Source organism: Micromonospora sp. NPDC005163 (genome assembly GCF_053599835.1).
Genome location: NZ_JBSFYP010000058.1, coordinates 25,682 through 42,636, shown reverse-complemented (window position 1 = coordinate 42,636; position 16,955 = coordinate 25,682). Strand labels below are relative to the sequence as shown.

At 67.0% G+C, this 16,955-nt stretch carries 17 protein-coding genes and 5 pseudogenes; 9 read left to right on the top strand and 13 right to left on the bottom strand.

The genetic code is table 11. The features are described 5' to 3' along the window. From ACWD6N_RS29290 to ACWD6N_RS29275, 4 genes and pseudogenes are all read right to left on the bottom strand, one after another. Positions 1–218 (bottom strand): hypothetical protein (locus ACWD6N_RS29290; protein ID WP_450005415.1); only part of this gene is annotated, 218 nt, incomplete at its 3' end. 247 nt (positions 219–465) lie between these two features. Further along, positions 466–1,686: pseudogene (locus ACWD6N_RS29285) on the bottom strand (IS30 family transposase); the annotation flags it as partial. Beyond that, positions 1,655–2,597: pseudogene (locus ACWD6N_RS29280) on the bottom strand (IS3 family transposase); the annotation flags it as partial. The pseudogenes ACWD6N_RS29280 and ACWD6N_RS29285, both read right to left, overlap by 32 nt. 274 nt (positions 2,598–2,871) lie before the next feature. Continuing rightward, the gene (locus tag ACWD6N_RS29275) at positions 2,872–3,030 is read right to left on the bottom strand and encodes a hypothetical protein (RefSeq protein ID WP_354968791.1); all 159 of its coding nucleotides are present in this window, start codon (positions 3,028–3,030) and stop codon (positions 2,872–2,874) included. 53 nt (positions 3,031–3,083) lie between these two features. Between ACWD6N_RS29275 and ACWD6N_RS29270 the strand changes: the two genes are divergently transcribed. Continuing rightward, a complete protein-coding gene (locus ACWD6N_RS29270; protein ID WP_354968792.1) occupies positions 3,084–3,827 on the top strand; it encodes an MOSC domain-containing protein in 744 nt (247 codons plus the stop codon). 478 nt (positions 3,828–4,305) lie between these two features. Here ACWD6N_RS29270 and ACWD6N_RS29265 read toward each other — a convergent pair whose 3' ends face one another. Continuing rightward, on the bottom strand, positions 4,306–4,569 hold the full coding sequence (locus ACWD6N_RS29265) for a transposase (RefSeq protein ID WP_450005413.1): 264 nt from the start codon (positions 4,567–4,569) through the stop codon (positions 4,306–4,308). A gap of 34 nt (positions 4,570–4,603) precedes the next feature. Between ACWD6N_RS29265 and ACWD6N_RS29260 the strand changes: the two genes are divergently transcribed. After that, positions 4,604–5,095 (top strand): hypothetical protein, encoded by a 492-nt coding sequence (locus tag ACWD6N_RS29260; RefSeq protein WP_354967714.1) that lies wholly within the window; start codon positions 4,604–4,606, stop codon positions 5,093–5,095. Positions 5,096–5,201: 106 nt separating this feature from the next. On the opposite strand, the pseudogene ACWD6N_RS29255 reads toward ACWD6N_RS29260, so the two are convergent. Further along, positions 5,202–5,330, bottom strand: a pseudogene (locus ACWD6N_RS29255) (transposase); the annotation flags it as partial. 332 nt (positions 5,331–5,662) lie between these two features. Here ACWD6N_RS29255 and ACWD6N_RS29250 point away from each other — a divergent pair. Then, the gene (locus ACWD6N_RS29250; RefSeq protein WP_354967804.1) at positions 5,663–5,947 is read left to right on the top strand and encodes a GNAT family N-acetyltransferase; all 285 of its coding nucleotides are present in this window, start codon (positions 5,663–5,665) and stop codon (positions 5,945–5,947) included. A 183-nt stretch (positions 5,948–6,130) separates the two neighbouring features. Here the strand turns inward: ACWD6N_RS29250 and ACWD6N_RS29245 are convergent. Continuing rightward, positions 6,131–6,860, bottom strand: a pseudogene (locus ACWD6N_RS29245) (SDR family oxidoreductase). A 292-nt stretch (positions 6,861–7,152) separates the two neighbouring features. On the opposite strand from ACWD6N_RS29245, the gene ACWD6N_RS29240 reads away from it, so the two are divergent. Next, positions 7,153–8,442: an NAD(P)/FAD-dependent oxidoreductase gene (locus ACWD6N_RS29240; protein WP_354967715.1), complete on the top strand. Its 1,290-nt coding sequence runs from the start codon at positions 7,153–7,155 to the stop codon at positions 8,440–8,442. Positions 8,443–8,648: 206 nt separating this feature from the next. Beyond that, on the top strand, positions 8,649–9,077 hold the full coding sequence (locus tag ACWD6N_RS29235) for a methyltransferase family protein (protein WP_354967716.1): 429 nt from the start codon (positions 8,649–8,651) through the stop codon (positions 9,075–9,077). A gap of 6 nt (positions 9,078–9,083) precedes the next feature. On the opposite strand, the gene ACWD6N_RS29230 is transcribed toward ACWD6N_RS29235, so the two are convergent. From ACWD6N_RS29230 to ACWD6N_RS29215, 4 genes are read right to left on the bottom strand one after another with little or no spacing between them, the layout of a single operon-like run. Continuing rightward, entirely contained in the window at positions 9,084–9,518 is a 435-nt protein-coding gene (locus ACWD6N_RS29230) for a PaaI family thioesterase (protein ID WP_354967717.1), read from the bottom strand. Positions 9,519–9,535: 17 nt separating this feature from the next. Then, positions 9,536–9,943 (bottom strand): nuclear transport factor 2 family protein, encoded by a 408-nt coding sequence (locus ACWD6N_RS29225; protein WP_354967718.1) that lies wholly within the window; start codon positions 9,941–9,943, stop codon positions 9,536–9,538. Positions 9,944–9,997: 54 nt separating this feature from the next. Next, positions 9,998–10,933, bottom strand: a complete 936-nt coding sequence (nadC, locus tag ACWD6N_RS29220; protein ID WP_387330769.1) for a carboxylating nicotinate-nucleotide diphosphorylase — start codon at positions 10,931–10,933, stop codon at positions 9,998–10,000. 17 nt (positions 10,934–10,950) lie between these two features. Continuing rightward, the gene (locus ACWD6N_RS29215) at positions 10,951–11,805 is read right to left on the bottom strand and encodes an NAD(P)H-dependent flavin oxidoreductase (RefSeq protein ID WP_450005408.1); all 855 of its coding nucleotides are present in this window, start codon (positions 11,803–11,805) and stop codon (positions 10,951–10,953) included. Between the two features lie 269 nt (positions 11,806–12,074). Here ACWD6N_RS29215 and ACWD6N_RS29210 point away from each other — a divergent pair, with 269 nt between their 5' ends. After that, complete coding sequence (locus tag ACWD6N_RS29210) at positions 12,075–12,455, top strand: winged helix-turn-helix transcriptional regulator (RefSeq protein WP_354967721.1); 381 nt, start codon at positions 12,075–12,077, stop codon at positions 12,453–12,455. A 35-nt stretch (positions 12,456–12,490) separates the two neighbouring features. On the opposite strand, the pseudogene ACWD6N_RS29205 reads toward ACWD6N_RS29210, so the two are convergent. Next, positions 12,491–13,496, bottom strand: a pseudogene (locus ACWD6N_RS29205) (IS3 family transposase); the annotation flags it as partial. 41 nt (positions 13,497–13,537) lie between these two features. Next, positions 13,538–13,957 carry a hypothetical protein gene (locus ACWD6N_RS29200; RefSeq protein WP_354967722.1) on the bottom strand — a complete coding sequence of 140 codons (420 nt, stop codon included), beginning with the start codon at positions 13,955–13,957 and terminating at the stop codon, positions 13,538–13,540. A gap of 232 nt (positions 13,958–14,189) precedes the next feature. On the opposite strand from ACWD6N_RS29200, the gene ACWD6N_RS29195 reads away from it, so the two are divergent. From ACWD6N_RS29195 to ACWD6N_RS29185, 3 genes are all read left to right on the top strand, one after another. Beyond that, entirely contained in the window at positions 14,190–14,669 is a 480-nt protein-coding gene (locus ACWD6N_RS29195; RefSeq protein ID WP_354967723.1) for a nuclear transport factor 2 family protein, read from the top strand. 517 nt (positions 14,670–15,186) lie between these two features. Beyond that, entirely contained in the window at positions 15,187–15,789 is a 603-nt protein-coding gene (locus tag ACWD6N_RS29190; protein WP_354967724.1) for an AfsR/SARP family transcriptional regulator, read from the top strand. A gap of 536 nt (positions 15,790–16,325) precedes the next feature. Then, positions 16,326–16,796, top strand: a complete 471-nt coding sequence (locus ACWD6N_RS29185; RefSeq protein WP_354967725.1) for a carboxymuconolactone decarboxylase family protein — start codon at positions 16,326–16,328, stop codon at positions 16,794–16,796. The last annotated feature ends 159 nt before the right edge of the window (positions 16,797–16,955 follow it).

The following is a 16,955-nucleotide window of genomic DNA, read 5'->3' as shown; positions in this document are numbered from 1 at the left end:
GCGAAGCTGCCAGTGCCCTCCAGCGCCCAGACCCGACGGCCGGGCGCGTGTTCACGGGCCCAGGCCAACAGCCGCAGATAACCGAGTCCATCCGCACGGTCACCGGCGAGGTGGCCACGGACCCCGCCGGTGACCGTGTCGAGGATGGCCAGGTCGATCGTGTCGCGGTCGAGGTCACCACCGATGACGAAGTCGTAGTCCTCTGCCAGCATTACCATGCGTTGTCCTTCCGAGGGCGAGCGCGGTCGACGCCGACCTGGGAGAGGTCACCTGTCGCGGCAGCACTGTGAGGAGTCACGCCTGCAGGCGGACAAGCTCCTGATCAAGCCAAGACGAGTGGGTCAGGCCGGTGTCGGCTGCTCGAGGGACGGGTCCAACGCAAGGCACACCTGCCGGTGGCCAGTGTTCTCGAGAGTCACCTCATGCAGCCGGCACCAGCCTGCCGGTCTGACCCTCCCGGGCCACCAACAGACTCACAGTGTTCTCGTTCGTGCCTCGCTGCCACGGGCTGTGGGGATCGCAGAAGAAGACCGGAATGCCCGTGTCGACGCGTAGCTGGGCGTGCTGGGCCATCTCCGCGCCTTGGTCCCAGGTCAGCGACCGGCGCAACTGCTTGGGCAGCGTGGTGATCGTGGTGGCGATCGCGTCGCGGACTGCTTCGGCGCCATGCCCGGCAAGCGGCGGGCCGTTCTTGACCGGTGGGCCCTGGCCGTGGCCGTCCATCCGGGGCAGATGCAGCAGCATCGTGAACCGGGTGGTGCGCTCGACCAGCGTCCCGATCGCGGAGCTGTCCAAGCCGATGATGAGATCGCCTTCCCAGTGTCCGGGCACGGCCCGGTCCTCGGCCTCGGCAGGCCGCGCGCTGATCATCACTTCTTCGGTGACGAACTTCTTCCCGCGTCCGCGGGTCCTGGCCCGGGGCACCCGCAGCGCACGACCGGTGCGCAGACAGGCCGTCAACTCGCGGCGCAGCGCGCCGCGGCCCTGGATGTACAGGGCCTGGTAGATGGCCTCGTGCGAGATCCGCATCGTCTCGTCCTCGGGGAAGTCGACCGGGAGCCGGTTGGCGATCTGCTCCGGACTCCATGACGTCGCCCAGCGCCGGTCCTGACGACGCCCGTGACGACGCCCGATCCAGCGGACCTGCGGTCCTTCAACCCCGCTGCCGTCCGGAGCGCAGACCGTGCCAGCCAGCCGCTCCTGCACATATTGCCGCAGCCGGTCATTCGCGGCGAGCTTGCCCACCTTGGGCCGGCTCGCTTGGCGGTCGGCGTGCCACTGCGCGACCGAGGCCCGGTAGTCCAACCGGCCGCCACGGGTGGCCGCGTTGCGCCGCAGCTCCCGCGAAATCGTCGCCGGGGACCGCCCCAGATGGCGGGCGATCTCCCGCACTCCGCGCTCCTGGGCACGCAGCACGGCGATCTCCTCCCGCTCGGCGAACGACAGGTAGCGGCCAGACGACGGGTCCAGGCTGATCGACGGCATACCGCCACCCTCGCGGAACCACCGCGGCCCCAACGGCATTGACACACCGCACGCGACGGCGGCGTCCTCGCTCGACAGCCCCTCGGCGATCAGCCGCCAGAACCGTTGCCGTTCCTCACGCCGATTGACCGGAGGCCGGCCAGGTGACCGAAGCGGCGGCCGACCAGCCAGAATCGCCGCACGCGCCCTTCCTTGCGCCACAACATCCTCCTGCACGATCGAGGTGTTGCGACGACCAGTTGAATCCGCCCTGGCTACCTCTGTCGGAGTGCACCACGGTGCCGGCCGGGTCCCGTAGTCGGATTGCGTTGTGCAGCGCCGAGACGGCCAGGGAGGCCTTCATGCGGGTGCCGATGGAGTAGCCGACGATCCGGCCGGAGTACATGTCCTTGATCGCGCAGAGGTAGAGCTTGCCCTCAGCGGTGGGGTGTTCGGTGATGTCGGTCAGCCACAGCCGGTTCGGGGCGTCGGCGGTGAAGCGACGTCGGACCAGGTCGTCGTGCACCGGCGGCCCAGCCCGCCGGGTGAGGCCCTTGCGCTTGGCGAACACTGACCAGATGCGCTGCTGTGAGCACAGCCGGGCCACCCTGTTCGGGCCGGCGGTGATGCCGTGGGCGGGTAGTTCGTCGGCGATGAACCGGTACCCGAACGCCGGATCATCGGCGTGGATGTCCAGGGCGGTGTTGATCAGGTGCGCGTCGTCCCAGTCCCGCTGCGAGACCGGATTAGCGCGCCACGCGTAGTAGGCCTGCTTGCTGAACCCCAACACCCGGCAGGTCACCGCGACGGGGATCCCGTCCGCGGCCAGGTCACCGACCAGCGGGTACATCATTTGGGGAGATCTCCTTGGCGAAGTACGCCGCGGCCCGACGCAGGATCTCGTTCTCCTGCTCCAGGACCTTGTTACGCCTTCGCAACTCGCGCAGCTCCGCTGACTCGGAACTGGTGGTCCCGGGCCGCACGCCGTCCTCGACGTCGGCGAGCTTGAGCCAGCGGTGCAGACACGCCTCGGAGATCCCGAAGTCCTTCGCGATCTGAGCGATCGGGGCCTCGCCCTTGCGGGCTACCGCGACGACATCACGGCGGAACTCCAGGGGAAACGCTTTCGGCATGACAGACATCCTTCCAGCGAGGAACACGTCCTCACAGGTCAGGAGTCAACCGAACCGGGGGCAGTCCCCTTCCTCGGTACTGGTCCTGTCCGGTTTCTTCTCGGCGACGCGGACCAAAGCGCCACCGCCCAGGCGCTTGAGTCGGTGACGGCCGCGCTACGCCCGTACGAGAAAGCCGATGGCGTGCAACTGCGGGGCTCTTTCTGGCTGGTCAGCGCCGCCCGACCATAGAGGCTCAGGCGAGCCGGCCCGCCTGCTCGGCATCGCATGAAGCTCACCACGTGACCGCGCTGAATGTTGACAGCGCCCTCTGGTCGAGCAAACCTAGATCTGCCTCGGTAGCGGGACGTACCAGATGCGCTGTACGGTGGCGCAGGCCGAGCGTCGAGAGGCGCTGCGACGGACTCAGTCCGCCACGCTCGACCTCGGTCATGGGGAAAAGGGTGCCTCTGATCCAGGAGGTGGCCGGTGGCTGCACACCATCAGATGTCACAGCGTGACCGCGCCGAGGGCGGCGGGCAGGTGGGCCGGGTCGCCGCGCTGTGGCGCTACCCGGTCAAGTCGATGGGCGCTGAGGCCCTGCACGAGGTCGACGTGTCCTGGAAAGGCCTGGCCGGCGATCGCCGCTGGGCCTTCATTCGCGACGGCATGGTCCGCAGCGGCTTTCCCTGGCTCACAATCCGGGAACGCCCGGATATGAGCGCCTACCACCCATCGTTCGTCGAGCCGGACCGGCCCGATGCGTCCGGCGTGCTGGTGCGTACACCGTCCGGCGATGAGTTCGACGTCGTGGATCCGGTGCTGGCCGGGCAGCTGGGCGAGGGGGTACGCGTCATCAAGCAGGATCGCGGGGTCTTCGACGCCATGCCGCTGTCTGTCATATCGACCCAGGCCTGCGCCAGCATCGGGGCGTTGGTTGGCGCTGAACTGGATGTCCTGCGTTTTCGACCCAACCTGCTGATCGACACACTCGGCGAGGAGGCCTTTCCCGAGGAAGCGTGGGTCGGCCATATGCTGCGCGTCGGCGGCATGCGAATGCGGGTCGATCAGCGCGACAAGCGATGCGTCATGGTGAACATCGAGCCTGGGACAACGCGGCGTAATCGGGCGATCCTGCGGGCGATCGCCCGCGAGCGCCAGGTCTGCCTCGGGGTTTACGGCTCGACGGTCGAGCCGGGCCGTGTTGCCGTCGGCGACCCGGTGTGGCTTGACGACCGATATGGTCCATAAAGAACTGCCGGGCGATAAGCCCTCCACACTGGACTGATCGGCAGGTTTCATCCTGGTAGTCAGATCGCGACGCCCTGGCGTTCTAGTCGATGCGTGGGGCTTTCCGATCTGGTCCGACTCCGCTGCCCCAGCGCGCGATTACCAATGCAGCCGGACACCACCCGCAAGCCCAACCGTCATCCCGGGAGCTGGCGGCCGCCGTTGCGCGCGAACGGACTGGACCGTGAAGGGTGCAACCTCATGGATCGGGTGTTTGGGTGAGGTAATTGTCATCGGGCGTTCAGCGTAGCTGGGTGCGGTTGTGGCTGGGCACGGCGTCCGAAACGCCGGGCCCGGTCAGATCGGCCGGGCCTGTCTGTTCGACGTTGGTAGAGCTGGCTTTCGCCGGACTGGGTAGCAAGCGTCGAGGCACGTCGTTGGGAAATGCCGGGCCAGGGCGGGGAGGATGAGCGGCTTGGGCAAGGCCCCGGCAAAGTCGTTAGGTGATGCCAAGCAGAGCCCGTGGTCGGTTGCTGTCGCGGGCGTGGTGGCGGTTGGCGGCGGCGATGTTGGTGACCCCGGTCAGGCGTAGTGCGCTGATGGCGGCGTTGCGGAGGGCCGCCATGACTTGGGGTCCGGTGCTGATGCGGATCTGGGAGCGGTCTTCGACGTAGGTGACGTCGCGGACCCAGTGGACCTTGTTCTCGATCGACCAGTGGCTGCGGGCCCAGCCGGCCAGGTGCGCGGGCGTAGCTTGTGGCACGCGCAGGTCGGTGATGGCGTAGACGGTTTCGGTGGTGAAGCGTTTCGGCTGGTCCAGGCGGCGTCGGCGGCGGCGGATCTGCAGCGCCTGCGCGGCGTGGGGCCAGCCAAAACTGGTTCGGCCCGTCGGCGGTGAAGTCTCGTTTCACGAGGTCGTCATGCACCGGCGGACCGACCTTGCCACCCTTGCCGCGCCTCTTGCGCTTGCCGAAGGCACTCCACCAGCCATTATCCGAGCAGATCTTCCACGCGGTGCGCTCAGCCATCACCTGTCCGGCGGTGCGGGCCTCATCGACCAGGAACCGGTACCCGAACTCCGGGTCATCGCGATGGGCGTCCACCAGGGCGTTCGCGCGGTAAGCGGCAACGAGTTCGGCGTTGCCGACGGGCCGGGCGAGCCACCGGTAGTAGGGCTGACGAGCGATGTTCAATACCCGGCACGTCACCGCCACGGGGATCCCGTCGGCGGCCAGCTCGCTCACGAGCGGGTAGAGCCTTTTCCCGGCAGGTTCGCCTGCGACAAGTAGGCAGCGGCCCGGCGCAGGACCTCGTTCTCCTGCTCCAGCAACTTGATCGCTTGCGGGCCTCGCGCAGCTCGGCTGATTCGCTGCCGCTGACACCCGGTTTGGTTCCAGCGTCAACGTCAGCCTGCCGCAGCCATTTGAACAACGTGATCGGGTGGACTCCGAAGTCCTTCGCGATCTGCTCGACCGTCACGCCCGGATCACGGTCACGGGCCACCCGCACAACATCATCACGGAACTCACGAGGGTAGGGCTTGGGCGAAGCCGCCCTGGGACCTCCGCCCCGCTGTCACGGCACCCCGCCTCGGCGCGCTCGTGCACGCCGGCATCGTCTTCGTCAACCGTCATATCTTCGAACGCCTCGCAAACACCGCGGCATGAACACCATCGGCCTTGGCCCAGCCGCTTCGACGGACAGTCCATTCTGTTACACCGTCCACCGCGCTGCGGTCTGCGCGTATTTTGGGGCCATCTGGGCCGGAACGAACAAACCCAGTACGCATTCCACGAGCGCGGCTCGACCCCACCCGCACCCGGATCGTCACCGTCAACGGCCACGACGCCAGCGTGATGATCGTCGAGCACCGTCCCACTGAGACCTACCTGGAACGCGTCGAGATCCATCCCGGCTACCAAGGTCGCGGCATGGGCAGCCAGCTCATCGGTCAGCTGCTGCGCGAGGCCGCCGGCCGCGGCCTACCCGTCGTGCTGGACGTTCTAGACATCAATCACGGCGCGCGCGCCCTCTACCGGCGGCTCGGCTTCCAGAACGTTAACCGACACGGCGCGAACAACATCAGGATTAGGATGCGGTGGACACCTCAACCGCCCACCGACCTCATGCACACGTCCTGACAGTTCCTCCGGAGGCCAGCTGGAGCCCACCGCAACCGTCGCATCTTGGATTCGCGGTTCCCGACCAGAGCTTGGAGGATCAGCATGGGCGCCGTCATCGAGCGGGCGGGTTCGTCGGGCAGGACCTGTCTGAGCGGGGATGGGCGGCGGTACGGGTCGGCTCTACCAGGGATCGAGCGCTTTCTAGCGTCCGCCCGCCACCCGCAGGTTGGTTCCCGAAACATAGGACGCTTCGTCGCTCATCAGCCACACGATCGCGGCGGCGACCTCGTCGGGCTGCCCGGACCGGCCGAGCAGCACCTACGATCCGAGCCGGTCAGGCCGACCGGGCTCGCCGCTGTGCGTGGCGTGGAACTCGATGTAGATGATGCCCGGGGACACGGTGTTGATCCGGATCCCCGCCGGGCCGAGCTCTTTGGACAGCCCGATGGTGAGCGGGTCGGCGACCACGTTGCTCGCCACGTAATGCACGTACTCCCCCGAGCTGCCCAGCATCGAGGCGGCGGAGGAGATGTTGACGATGGCGTCGCCCGGTCCCAGCCGCCGGGCCGTCTCCCGCGCGCAGGATGCCACCGATCACGTTGACGTCCACGACCCGGCGCAGGTCGGCCTCGTCCAGGTCGACGAACGCGCCGATCGGGCTGCCCACCCCGGCGTTGTTCACCAGGCCGGTCACCGGTCCGAGCGCGGCCGCCGTACCGTCGAATAGGGCCTGGACCGAGCCGGCGTCGGCGGTCTCGACGCCGATGGCCACCGCGGACTTGCCCGGGCGGACGTCCGCGACGACGACCTCGGCGGCCGCCGGGTCGCTGCGGTAGCCGACTGCGACGTCGTGGCCAGCGGTGGCCAGGCGACGGCAGGTGGCGGTGCCGATGCCGCGCGATCCGCCGGTAACGATAGTGACTCGCCTCATGCGACCAACCCTTCGTCGAGCAGGGTCCGGGTCAACGATCCTCGACACGGCGATGTCGTTGGCGCCGCGCCTCGTGTCGGCCGTCGATCGCCGATCATGACGGTCGTGACCTCCGGTCCTCAATGGCTCATCAATTCGCACCGGCAACTGCGGGCCGCGCAAGCGAAGGCCGATGTGGAGCGCGGCACACTCCCGCCGCTGTCGGAGGCCGATCACCCCTGCGGTAGTAGGGTCAACACGCGTAGGCCAACGAACGTTGGCAAGGGATGAGTTGTGTCGGAGGAGCACGCGCATGACAGGCAGATGGGACGTCATCGTGGTAGGCACGCGGGTCGCCGGCGCGGCCACGGCTATGCTGCTGGCCCGCCAGGGCCTGCGCGTGCTGGCCGTGGACCGGGCGCACTTTCCCAGCGACACCATTTCCACCCATCAGGTGCACGTTGCGGGAACGGCACGCCTGCACCGCTGGGGTCTCCTCCACAAGATCCTCGCGGCAGGCGCACCGGCGACCCGCCGTGCCCGTTTCGATACGACGGCGGCTGTACTGGAAGGCCGCTTCCCGGCGCACGAGGGCGTGGACATGCTGATCAGCCCACGCCGCACCGTTCTCGACTCCATCCTCGTGCAGGCGGCTCGCGATGCGGGAGCCGAGGTCCGCGAAGGCTTCATCGTCGCAGGCGTCGTATCAGACGGTGACCGGATCACAGGCATCTACGGTCGCGCGCGCAACGGTCCCGACGTGGTCGAGAAGGCGCCGCTCGTCGTGGGCGCCGACGGCAAACACTCCACCATCGCCGACGCCGTCGGGGCCGGCCGCTACCGTGAGAGGCCGACGGCGAGCTTCGCCAGTTATGCCTACTTCACCGGTGTCAGAGTACCGTCGGGCGGCTTCTACCTGCGTCCCGATGTCGCCGCTGCCGCTTTTCCCACAAACGACGACCGCCTCCTCCTGGCCGTGTTTGCACCCCTGGCAGGCTTTAGCGCCTATCGCGCGGACGTCGAGCGCAACCTCTACCGCCTCCTCGACCGATGCGGCAACCTCGGCTGGCTCGCCCGCGAAGGCACCCGCGTCGAGCGAATCCGGACGACACCCGATCTACCGAACACGCTCCGCGTCCCACAGGGTCCGGGATGGGCGCTCGTCGGCGACGCCGGCCTTGTCATGGACCCCATCACCGCTCATGGCATCAGCAATGCCCTCCGCGACGCCGAACTGCTTGCCGATGCGATCGCCAACGACAGGCTCGCGACGTACGGCGCCCAGCGCGACGCGGCGGCGATCCCCCTGTACGAATTCACCACCGCACTGGCGAGGTACGGTCCGCCCAGCCTTCGGGAACGGCTCTTTCTGCGGACATTGCACGGACGTCCGCGGCAGATCGAACGGTTCCTCGGGATGTTCGCCGGCACCGTCCCAATCCAGGACTTCATGTCCACCGGGAACCTGCTTCGAGTCATAGCCGGTGGAGCATTCGGACTCAGGCCGGAAGCGCGCACCGCCGCGACGCTCCACGAACGACCGAGTGCTGCCCTGCGTCACCACCCGCGAACCGCTGTCCACAACATGTACCGGGGTCTCTGAGTCTGAAGGAGGGACACGACCCAGGCGAAAGACATGCTGGACACCTGATCCTCTGCCCTCCCGCGGAGCATCGACGTCATCGAAGAGGAGTCGTGACATGCAGACGACGAAGGCGGCACTAACCAGCGCGGCGTTCTTCGTAGCCGTCCCGGGCACCGTCGTCGGGCTGGGACCCTGGCTCATCACGCCGCTGGGACACGCAAGAAGTGACGCCCTATTGGATCGCCGCGCAACTCGTGGGAATCGTGCTGATCTGCGCAGGGCTCATCCCGCCCGCACACGCGTTCACGCGGTTCGTCCTGGCAGGGGGCACACCGATGCCACTGGCGCCCACCGAACGGCTGGTGGTCGACGGATTCAACCGATACGTTCGCAACCCCATGTACGTAGGGCTCCTGGTTGTCATCATCGGTCAGACACTCCTACTCGGCCGGATCAGTCTCCTGTTGTACGCGGCAGCCTTCTGGATCGCCACGGCGTCGTTCATCCGCTGGTACGAGGAGCCGTCACTCGTCCGCCGGTTCGGAGCCGACTACGAGGAATACCGGTGGGCCGTACCGGCCTGGCTGCCACGCCTGCACCCATGGACGGGCGACACGAGCCGCGGCGCCAACGACATCGTCAGCCCCACATAGGCAGACTCAACTGTGGATCCCTCCGCCAGCTCTAGTCGACCTGACGATCGTTCCCTGCGCAACGGCACACAGCGACTCAACGCCTGCATCGTCAACGGCCCACAGCTCGCAAACGCACACGGCCTGGCGCCGCGTCCAGTGAACCGCCCGAGCGCGGGCGACGAGGGTGACACCACGCGCCGGCCGCAGATAGTTCACCTTGAACTCCGACGTCAGGACAGCCGCGCCAAGCACCGAGCCGCCGGCGAACGTCAACGCGTTGTCCGCCGCATAGCTGACCACACCCCCGTGCAAGTGACCGTCCTGCTGTGTCAGGCCGGCAACGATCGGCACTTGCAGGACGGCATGTCCGGTCGTCAACTCGCTCAGACTAGCGCCGATCAGCGAACTGAACGGCTGGTCGGCCAGCATGCGACGTCCCAACGCCAGTAGCTCCTCCACAGGGGTCCTCCTGGGTGTCACGGCGCCGATCCGGGCGCTCTGATCCACTGAGCAGTGTCGGTGATTTGCCTGAGCCCGGCAATTCGTCCGTCGTCGAGGATCCATTGATGTGCGAACCAGGCCTCGAACCGCTGGCCGGTAGCTCGTGCTTCGCCACGGTAGACGCCGACGCCCACGACCGTCCCGGCCGAATCCGGGATGCATCTCTCGACATCCGGCCATACCGAGAGGTGTCGATCAATCTCAGCCCAGACGAGTTCCAGCGCTTCGGCAGGGCCATGCGTCGTGCTGCCTCCGGCGAACGGCAGGCCTGGTGCGGTCCGCACGACGCAGTCCTCGTGCAAAAGAGCCACGATCGCGGCGGCGTCGCGGTCACGAAGGGCCCGGTACATCTGCCCAACGACCTTGAGTTCGACCGAAGGCACCTCGGCACCCGCCCAATGGTCTGTCTCCTTGTCTGGCTGGTGGTGAGTCCATCCTCAGCCGAGCCGGGTAGGTGGAGCGGCCGTCGGCGATATCAGTAGGCTCAGGTCGAGAGCATGGACACTGTGGGTCAGTGCTCCGATCGAGATGGCATCCACGCCGGTTTGCGCGATGCGGCGCACGGTCGCGATGGTGACGGTGCCGGAGGCCTCCAGTTTCACGTGCAGGTGGTCACTCCTGTCGCGCAGGGCGACCACGTGTGCGATGTCATGCTGGGACATGTTGTCGAGCATGATCCAATCTGCGCCGGCTCGGAGAGCCTCCTCGGCCTCGGCGACGTTGCGGACCTCCACTTCGACGGTGACGCGGCGCGCCTCGGCGGTCATGCCTGCCCTGATGGCATCGATCGCGGCGGTGATCCCGCCGGCTGCCTCGATGTGGTTTTCTTTGAGTAGGACCATCGCGGAGAGGTTTAGGCGATGGTTGCTCGCTCCTCCGGCAGTGACCGCATATTTGTCGAGGGTCCGTAGGCCTGGGGCGGTCTTGCGGGTGTCGAGGATGCGAGCCGGCACGCCGCCCACGGCATCGACGAAGTGACGGGCCATGGTGGCGATGCCGGACAGGCGCTGCAGAAAGTTCAGGGCTGTTCGCTCGCCGGTGATGATGCTGCGTGCCGGGCCGTCGAGTCTGACGAGAACATCGCCGGCCCGTACGCTCGCCATCTCATCGACGGCCGTCGTGACTGTCACGTCGGGGTCTACCTGGCGGTAGACCTCGGTGACGACTGGTAGTCCAGCGAGGATGCCAGCCTCTCGGGTGATAATCCGCGCCTGGGCCCAGGTGCCGCGAGGGACACTCCATCGAGTGGTCATGTCGTCGGCGGTGGCGTCTTCAGCGAGGGCGCGACGCACGGCGTCCTCACCGCTCGCGGTCGGGAAATTTGGTGGACCATATGCCGGCGTGGTGCTGGTGGCGCACGTTGCTTTCAACACCTGGTCTTCCTTTCGTGCTAGCGGGCCGTCGTCGACGGGCGCTGGCGCAACGCTTCGATGATCTGGCCAGCTTGGATCGCTATCGCGGTGACGATCTGCGCGGCGGGTGCGATCTCGCGAATCAGGCCGGCGGACTGGCCGGCGTAGAGGGGCATGGCCTCCGTGTCACCGGTCATCCCCGCCAACGGCATCCCGACCCCATACCGCAGACGGGTACGGCCACTGGTATCCGTGGCTACCATCTCGTTTTCACCGGGCCGGCGTGGAGCCGTGGGCGAGCCGGCGGCCTCCCATTGCGACAGGGTGGAGTTCCGGATAGCGCGGTGCGGGGCGTTTGGCCATCTGTCGTCGAAGCACCGGGTGTATACCGCGTCCTGTGCGGCGGCTTCGATCACTCGCCGACGATGGATGTCGTGCGTCAGCGCTTCGACGGCGGTGAGGAACCGTGTCCCCAGCCAGCCCGCCTGCGCGCCAAGGGCCAGGACAGCAGCCAACCCCCGCCCGTCGCCGATCCCGCCGGCAGCGATAACGGGTACCGGGTCCACCGCGTCCACCACCGCGGGCACCAACGCCAGCGTCGTGACCTGGCCTCGTACATGGCCCCCGGCTTCCCAGCCCTGTGCGACGACGATGTCCACACCCGCGTCGACTGCCCGACTGGCCTCCTCCACACTTCCCACCACATGCAGGTGCAGCGCCCCGGCGGCGTGGATGCGCCCGGTGACGGTCGCCGGGTCGCCCCAGAAGGTGGAGACGACAGGGACCCCCTCGTCCAGACATGCCGCCAACGTGTCAGTGATCGGGAAGTCCAGGACGAAGTTCACTCCGAACGGCCGGTTGGTGGCCTGTCTGACTCGGCGCACCCAATCCACCGCCTCCGCCTCGGTGGCCAGGTCAGCGCCAACATCCCGAGCCCGCCGGCATCGGCGACTGCCGCAGCGAGCTCAGGCGTGGCCGCAGAGCCGATCGGCGCCTGAAGATGGGAACGTCGATGCCCAGCTTCTGGCATAGTGGCGTTGCTAGCAGGCTCATGTTCAACCTCCAACACCGATACTGGCGCTTTGATCTTCGAAGCAGGCGTCTTGACGGTAGTGTGTCGGAAAACGAAGCGCAAGGTGAGACAAGGAGTGGCAGGGCTCACATGACGACGCCAAAGCCGGGTCACAAGGTCCGTGGATCCAGCACCGGTCGTCCCTTGATGGCCGCGCTCGACCTTTTCGGGCGGCGGTGGAGCCTGCGCATCGTGTGGGAGCTGCGCGCGGGCGCACTCGGCTTCCGCGCCCTGCAGCAACGCTGCGACAACATGTCCTCCAGCGTCCTGCGGCAGCGGCTCGCCGAACTGCTCGACGCCCGTCTTGTCGAACAGTTGCCCGACACAAGCTACGCCCTGTCTGCGCTAGGCCAGGGCGCCTACCAGGCCCTGCGCCCTCTTGTTCGCTGGTCCAACCGCTGGGCTGCCGAGTTCGCCGATGCCCCTTCGTCCGCCGAGCAGGACCTGAAACGCACGACGGACACGTTCTAACGACGGAACGTGTCAAGATTTTTGAGGCGGCGTTTTCAAGATATTTTTAATGGAGGCTGGTGCTCGGTGCTGGTCTCCTGCGCGGGTGGCTGGTTGATCCAGGCGGGTTCGGGTAGCGCGGGTGGTTCGGGATGTTTACGCACGAACCGTTCGGGGGTTGCGGGTGTAGGCCGCGGCCAGGACCTCGGCGCGGGCTTCGCGGACGTCGCCGGCTTGTCTATGGTGGACGTCTGAGGGTGTGTGGTAGCCGATCCCGCTGCGCCGGTGTTCGTCGTTGTACCAGGCCATGAACGTCTTGCAGAACGTGCGGGCGTCTTGCAGGCTGCCGAAGCGCTGCGGGAAGTCGGGCCGGTACTTCAACGTCTTGAACTGCGCTTCGGAGTACGGATTGTCGTTACTGACATGCGGTCTGGAGTGCGTTTTCGTGACACCGAGGTCGGCGAGGAGGAACGCGACCGGTTTGGATGCCATCGAGGAGCCGTTGTCGGCGTGGATGGTCAACGTGTCGCGGTCCACGTCCTGCTTGACGACCGTGTCGGCGAGGAACTTCTCCGCCAGCGCCGCCGATTCCCGTTCGGCGATCATCCAGCCGACCACGTACCGTGAATAGATGTCGATGATCACATACAGGTAGTGGTACGACCATTTCACCGAGCCATGCAGCTTCGTGATGTCCCACGACCAGACCTGATTCGGTTTCGTGGCAAGCAGTTCCGGTTTCACCCGCGCTGGATGCGCCGCCTGCGCGCGGCGTTCCCTCACCTCGCCATGGGCGCGCAGGATCCGGTACATGCTCGACACCGAACAACGGTAGACACCCTCGTCGAGCAGCTCGTGATAGACCGCCGCGGGCGCCTTGTCGCCGAAGCCGGGGCTGTTGAGCAGCGCTCGCACGCTGTCGCGCTCACGCTGGTCGAGTGCTCGTGGCGACGGCCGGCGTTCACGCCGTGCCGTTACCGTCGGCTTGGGCGACTGCCGGTGCCAGCGATAGTGGTTGGCCTGCGCACGGCCGGTCGCGCGGCACGCCGCCCTGGTCCCGATCAACGGCTCCAGCTCCGCGATCGCGTCATCGACCAACGCGGTCATGAGGTGGGCTCGCTCCCGGTCGGCGGGCTGTCGGTCGCGAGTTGACCCAGCAGCGCGGAGAGTTTTCCCTGCACGTCGATCACCGTCCTGGCCTTGCCCAGGTCCGCTTCCAGACGCTCGACCCGCTGACGCAGCCGCGAGATCTCCTTATCCCGCGCTACGCGGGCGCCAAGCGGATGCAGATGTTCCTGGCCGGCTACCTCCGGCGCGCCGCCCACGCCCGCAAGCTCGGGATCCGGTTCGTCGCCCTGGCCCCGCGCCAGTTCCTGGTCGGCACAGCGATTGGGGAGGCCGCGGCCGCCGCCTACGGCGCCGAGGCCGGCCTGTCGGCCGAGGCGCTTTCGAGAGGCCATCTTCTGCTCGTAACTTAAAGCCCGGTCGTCCCAGTAGTCGATCAGCCGCTCGCGTTGTGACACCTTGGTTCCTCGATCCTCCCGGTCAGCCCTCGCCCGTTGGATGACGTTCTCGGGTGCTTGCCTTCTGCTCAGCGGTGGACGTGCGGCACCGTGTGGTGTGACCAAACGGCGCCGCACGGTGGCGTCCGGCCACTCCTTTCGCATCTTGCGCTTCGTTTTCCGACGCATTACCATCGAGGCGGCTGCTTCGAATACCAAAGCAGCTAGGTGCAGATCCTGGAGGGGCCGGGTCATGCTGTTGGCTGGGATGCTCGTGGAGCAGTTGTACGACGCGCTGCGGCGGCGGGACACGGATGCCGCTGTCGGTTTGTTGCATCCGGCGTGCGTGGGGCTCACGTGTCCGGGTCTGCCGCATGTTGGCGGGCGGGTGGCCTACGGACCGCAGGAGTGGCTGTCGCGGATATGGGTGGAAACGTACCGTCACTTCGACGTGGTCGCGGTACCGGAGGAGCACCTGCAGGTCGGGACTGGCACAGTCGTGACCCTGGGCACCTACCGCGGTGTCGCGCGCGGCACTGGTCGCGTGTTCGAGGCGTGGTTCGCCCATGTGTGGACGGTCCTCGACGGCCGAGTGTCCGGCCTCCGGCAGGTCACGGACACCGCCCGGTGGGCCGCCGCGCTGGACCAGTCGGCTACCAGCGTAGGGGATCCTGAACGCCACAAGGGTGATGCCGCGGATAGCGGGCCTGCCTACTCGCAGGGGCGGGAGTGACGGTGGCCATGACGGTCAGCACAGCACGGCACCGCGTTCGGACGATCTATATAGGACGCGAGCCGCGCGCGACCTTTGCCACACCGGCGTCACGGTCCCGGCTCGACGTCCCGCCACCGCGACTGACCGGCGGCCGGAACGCACCGGTCCAACCGGTAACAGTGGCCACCTACAGCGGTGGGTTCGACCAGAAAGAAGGCAGTGAGAATGACTCGGCATATCGTGTTGAGTGTGTGGACACTCGTTATCGTCCGCGCTATGTGCGCACCAAGATGCTGACCGACCCTCCAAGGGCTGGGCGGCCTACCCAGTTCCGGCTTCTCGGTCCTCTCGAGGTACGCACCGACCTGGGCGAGGTGGCCATCGCAGGCACGCGCAGCCGCTGTGTCCTCGCGGCGCTGCTCTTGCAGGCCAACCGGGTGGCTCCGATGGACCAGCTCGTTGACGCAGCTTGGGGCGAAACCCGCCGTCTAGTGCCCGGTTTCAGGTACAGAACCGAGTATCGGGTCTGCGCCGCGTGCTACGCGAGGCTGGCCTGGGCGCCGATCTGATCGCCACGAAAGGGTCGGGCTACCTCATCGTCTTGTCCGACGGGCAGCTCGACCTCCATCGGTTAGACAAGGATCTAGCCCGCGCTGACGCACTAGCGGCAGACGGCCGGCTGGTCGAGGCCAGCAGCACCCTCAACGACGCCTTAGCGCTCGGGCGCGGACCCGCGCTCGACGGGCTGCCGACCCCGTACCTGCAGGCTGCTGGGGAGCGCATCGAGGAGCGGCGCCTGGTTGCGCTGGAAAGGCGGATCCAGCTCGATCTCGACCTGGGCCGTCACTCTGAGCTGACTGCCGAGCTGGCAGGGCTCGCGGCCGCGCACCCCTACCGCGAAGGTTTTCACGCCCTGCTGATGTTGGCGCTTTACCGGGCCGGACGGCAGGCCGAGGCGCTGCACGCCTTCCGTTGCGCGCGGTCGCTGCTCATGGAACAGCTCGGCGTGCAGCCGGGCCCGAACCTCCAGCGCCTCCACGAGGCTGTGCTGCGCGCGGACGAACAACTCGTCCGCACGGGGCGATGGCTCGCCTTCGGGTGGGGCGTCGACGGCGCGCCAGGTCGAGTCGAACGCTAGAAGCTTGCCAACGGTGCGTAGCTCGTCGGGCAGTTGGCGCGGTGTCCACACCACCAGATGGCCTTCCGGGCGATTGGTGCGAAAAATCCATGCCACCACGATCTTGGCTAGGAGCAGATGCCGTACCCGGGTATGTACGACCCGATTGCGCCGGAGACATCGGCCCATCGGTCAATGCGATGGGAGCGCGACGTGAAACTTTTGCCAGCCCTGCTGTTGATGTCGCACCGCTGCCTCCGGTTGACGCGACCGATGTCTCGCGCTGGGCACCATGCTAGAGGAACGGTGCCACGAAGGTGACAACACGTGCGTCCGGGCGATCTTCGCCCGCGCCGCCTGGGTGCCGGTAGATAAGACGGTCGAGGCCACCTCGCCCACGCTGCTGGACCACATCATTCGCATCACCGGCCATGATGTTCGGGCGCTATGTGCCGGCCGATCTCGTTTCCGTGAACTGCCTTGGCCGTCCGTCAGAACGACGTTGCTGCCTGCTTGCTCGATACAAGGACGTAACCGATAACAAGGGAGAGGAACCAATGTCGACATCCCCGACGCCACGCCTGAACCTGAGTTCGATCGCGCCCGACGGGTACGCCTCGATGCGAGCGTTCGCCCAAACGGTCGAGACGTCGGCGCGGAAGGCCGGCATCGAGCCGGAGATCCTTCTTCTCGTGCAGATGCGTGCGTCTCAGGTGAACGGCTGCGCCTACTGCCTCGATATGCACTCCGCGGCGGCGCGGCGACTCGGGGAGACGGAGCAGCGCCTGTATGTGCTGGACGCATGGCGTGAAGCGCCCTTCTTCACCGAGCGGGAACGGGCAGCACTAGCCCTCACCGAAGCTGTTACGTCGCTGCATGAGGGCCACGTGCCGGACGAAGTCTTCGAGGCCGCCAGGGCGGCATTCAGCGACGACGAGGTCGGGAATCTGATCATGGCGGCCACCGTCATCAACGCCTGGAACCGCATCGCCGTCTCTGCCCGGCTCATGCCGAGCCGCCGCGGGTAGCGCTGGGCTGGGGTCGGACGGGGCGCAGCAACACCTCCGGACAGAGCGGAAAGCTGGCAGCGGGCTGGCTGTCCAGCTTCGTGAGCGCGATTTCGCCGAAGACTCTGCAGGAGGACCTTTGCCCTTACGACCTGGAGATCACTTGTGATGGGTGTTGGG

Coding starts and splice junctions, on each gene's coding strand:
- ACWD6N_RS29275 (WP_354968791.1), bottom strand. CDS start 3,030: ATGACCGAGGTCGAGCGTGGCGGACTGAGTCCGTCGCAGCGCCTCTCG.
- ACWD6N_RS29240 (WP_354967715.1), top strand. CDS start 7,153: ATGACAGGCAGATGGGACGTCATCGTGGTAGGCACGCGGGTCGCCGGC.
- ACWD6N_RS29270 (WP_354968792.1), top strand. CDS start 3,084: ATGTCACAGCGTGACCGCGCCGAGGGCGGCGGGCAGGTGGGCCGGGTC.
- ACWD6N_RS29250 (WP_354967804.1), top strand. CDS start 5,663: ATGATCGTCGAGCACCGTCCCACTGAGACCTACCTGGAACGCGTCGAG.
- ACWD6N_RS29210 (WP_354967721.1), top strand. CDS start 12,075: ATGACGACGCCAAAGCCGGGTCACAAGGTCCGTGGATCCAGCACCGGT.
- ACWD6N_RS29185 (WP_354967725.1), top strand. CDS start 16,326: ATGTCGACATCCCCGACGCCACGCCTGAACCTGAGTTCGATCGCGCCC.
- ACWD6N_RS29195 (WP_354967723.1), top strand. CDS start 14,190: ATGCTGTTGGCTGGGATGCTCGTGGAGCAGTTGTACGACGCGCTGCGG.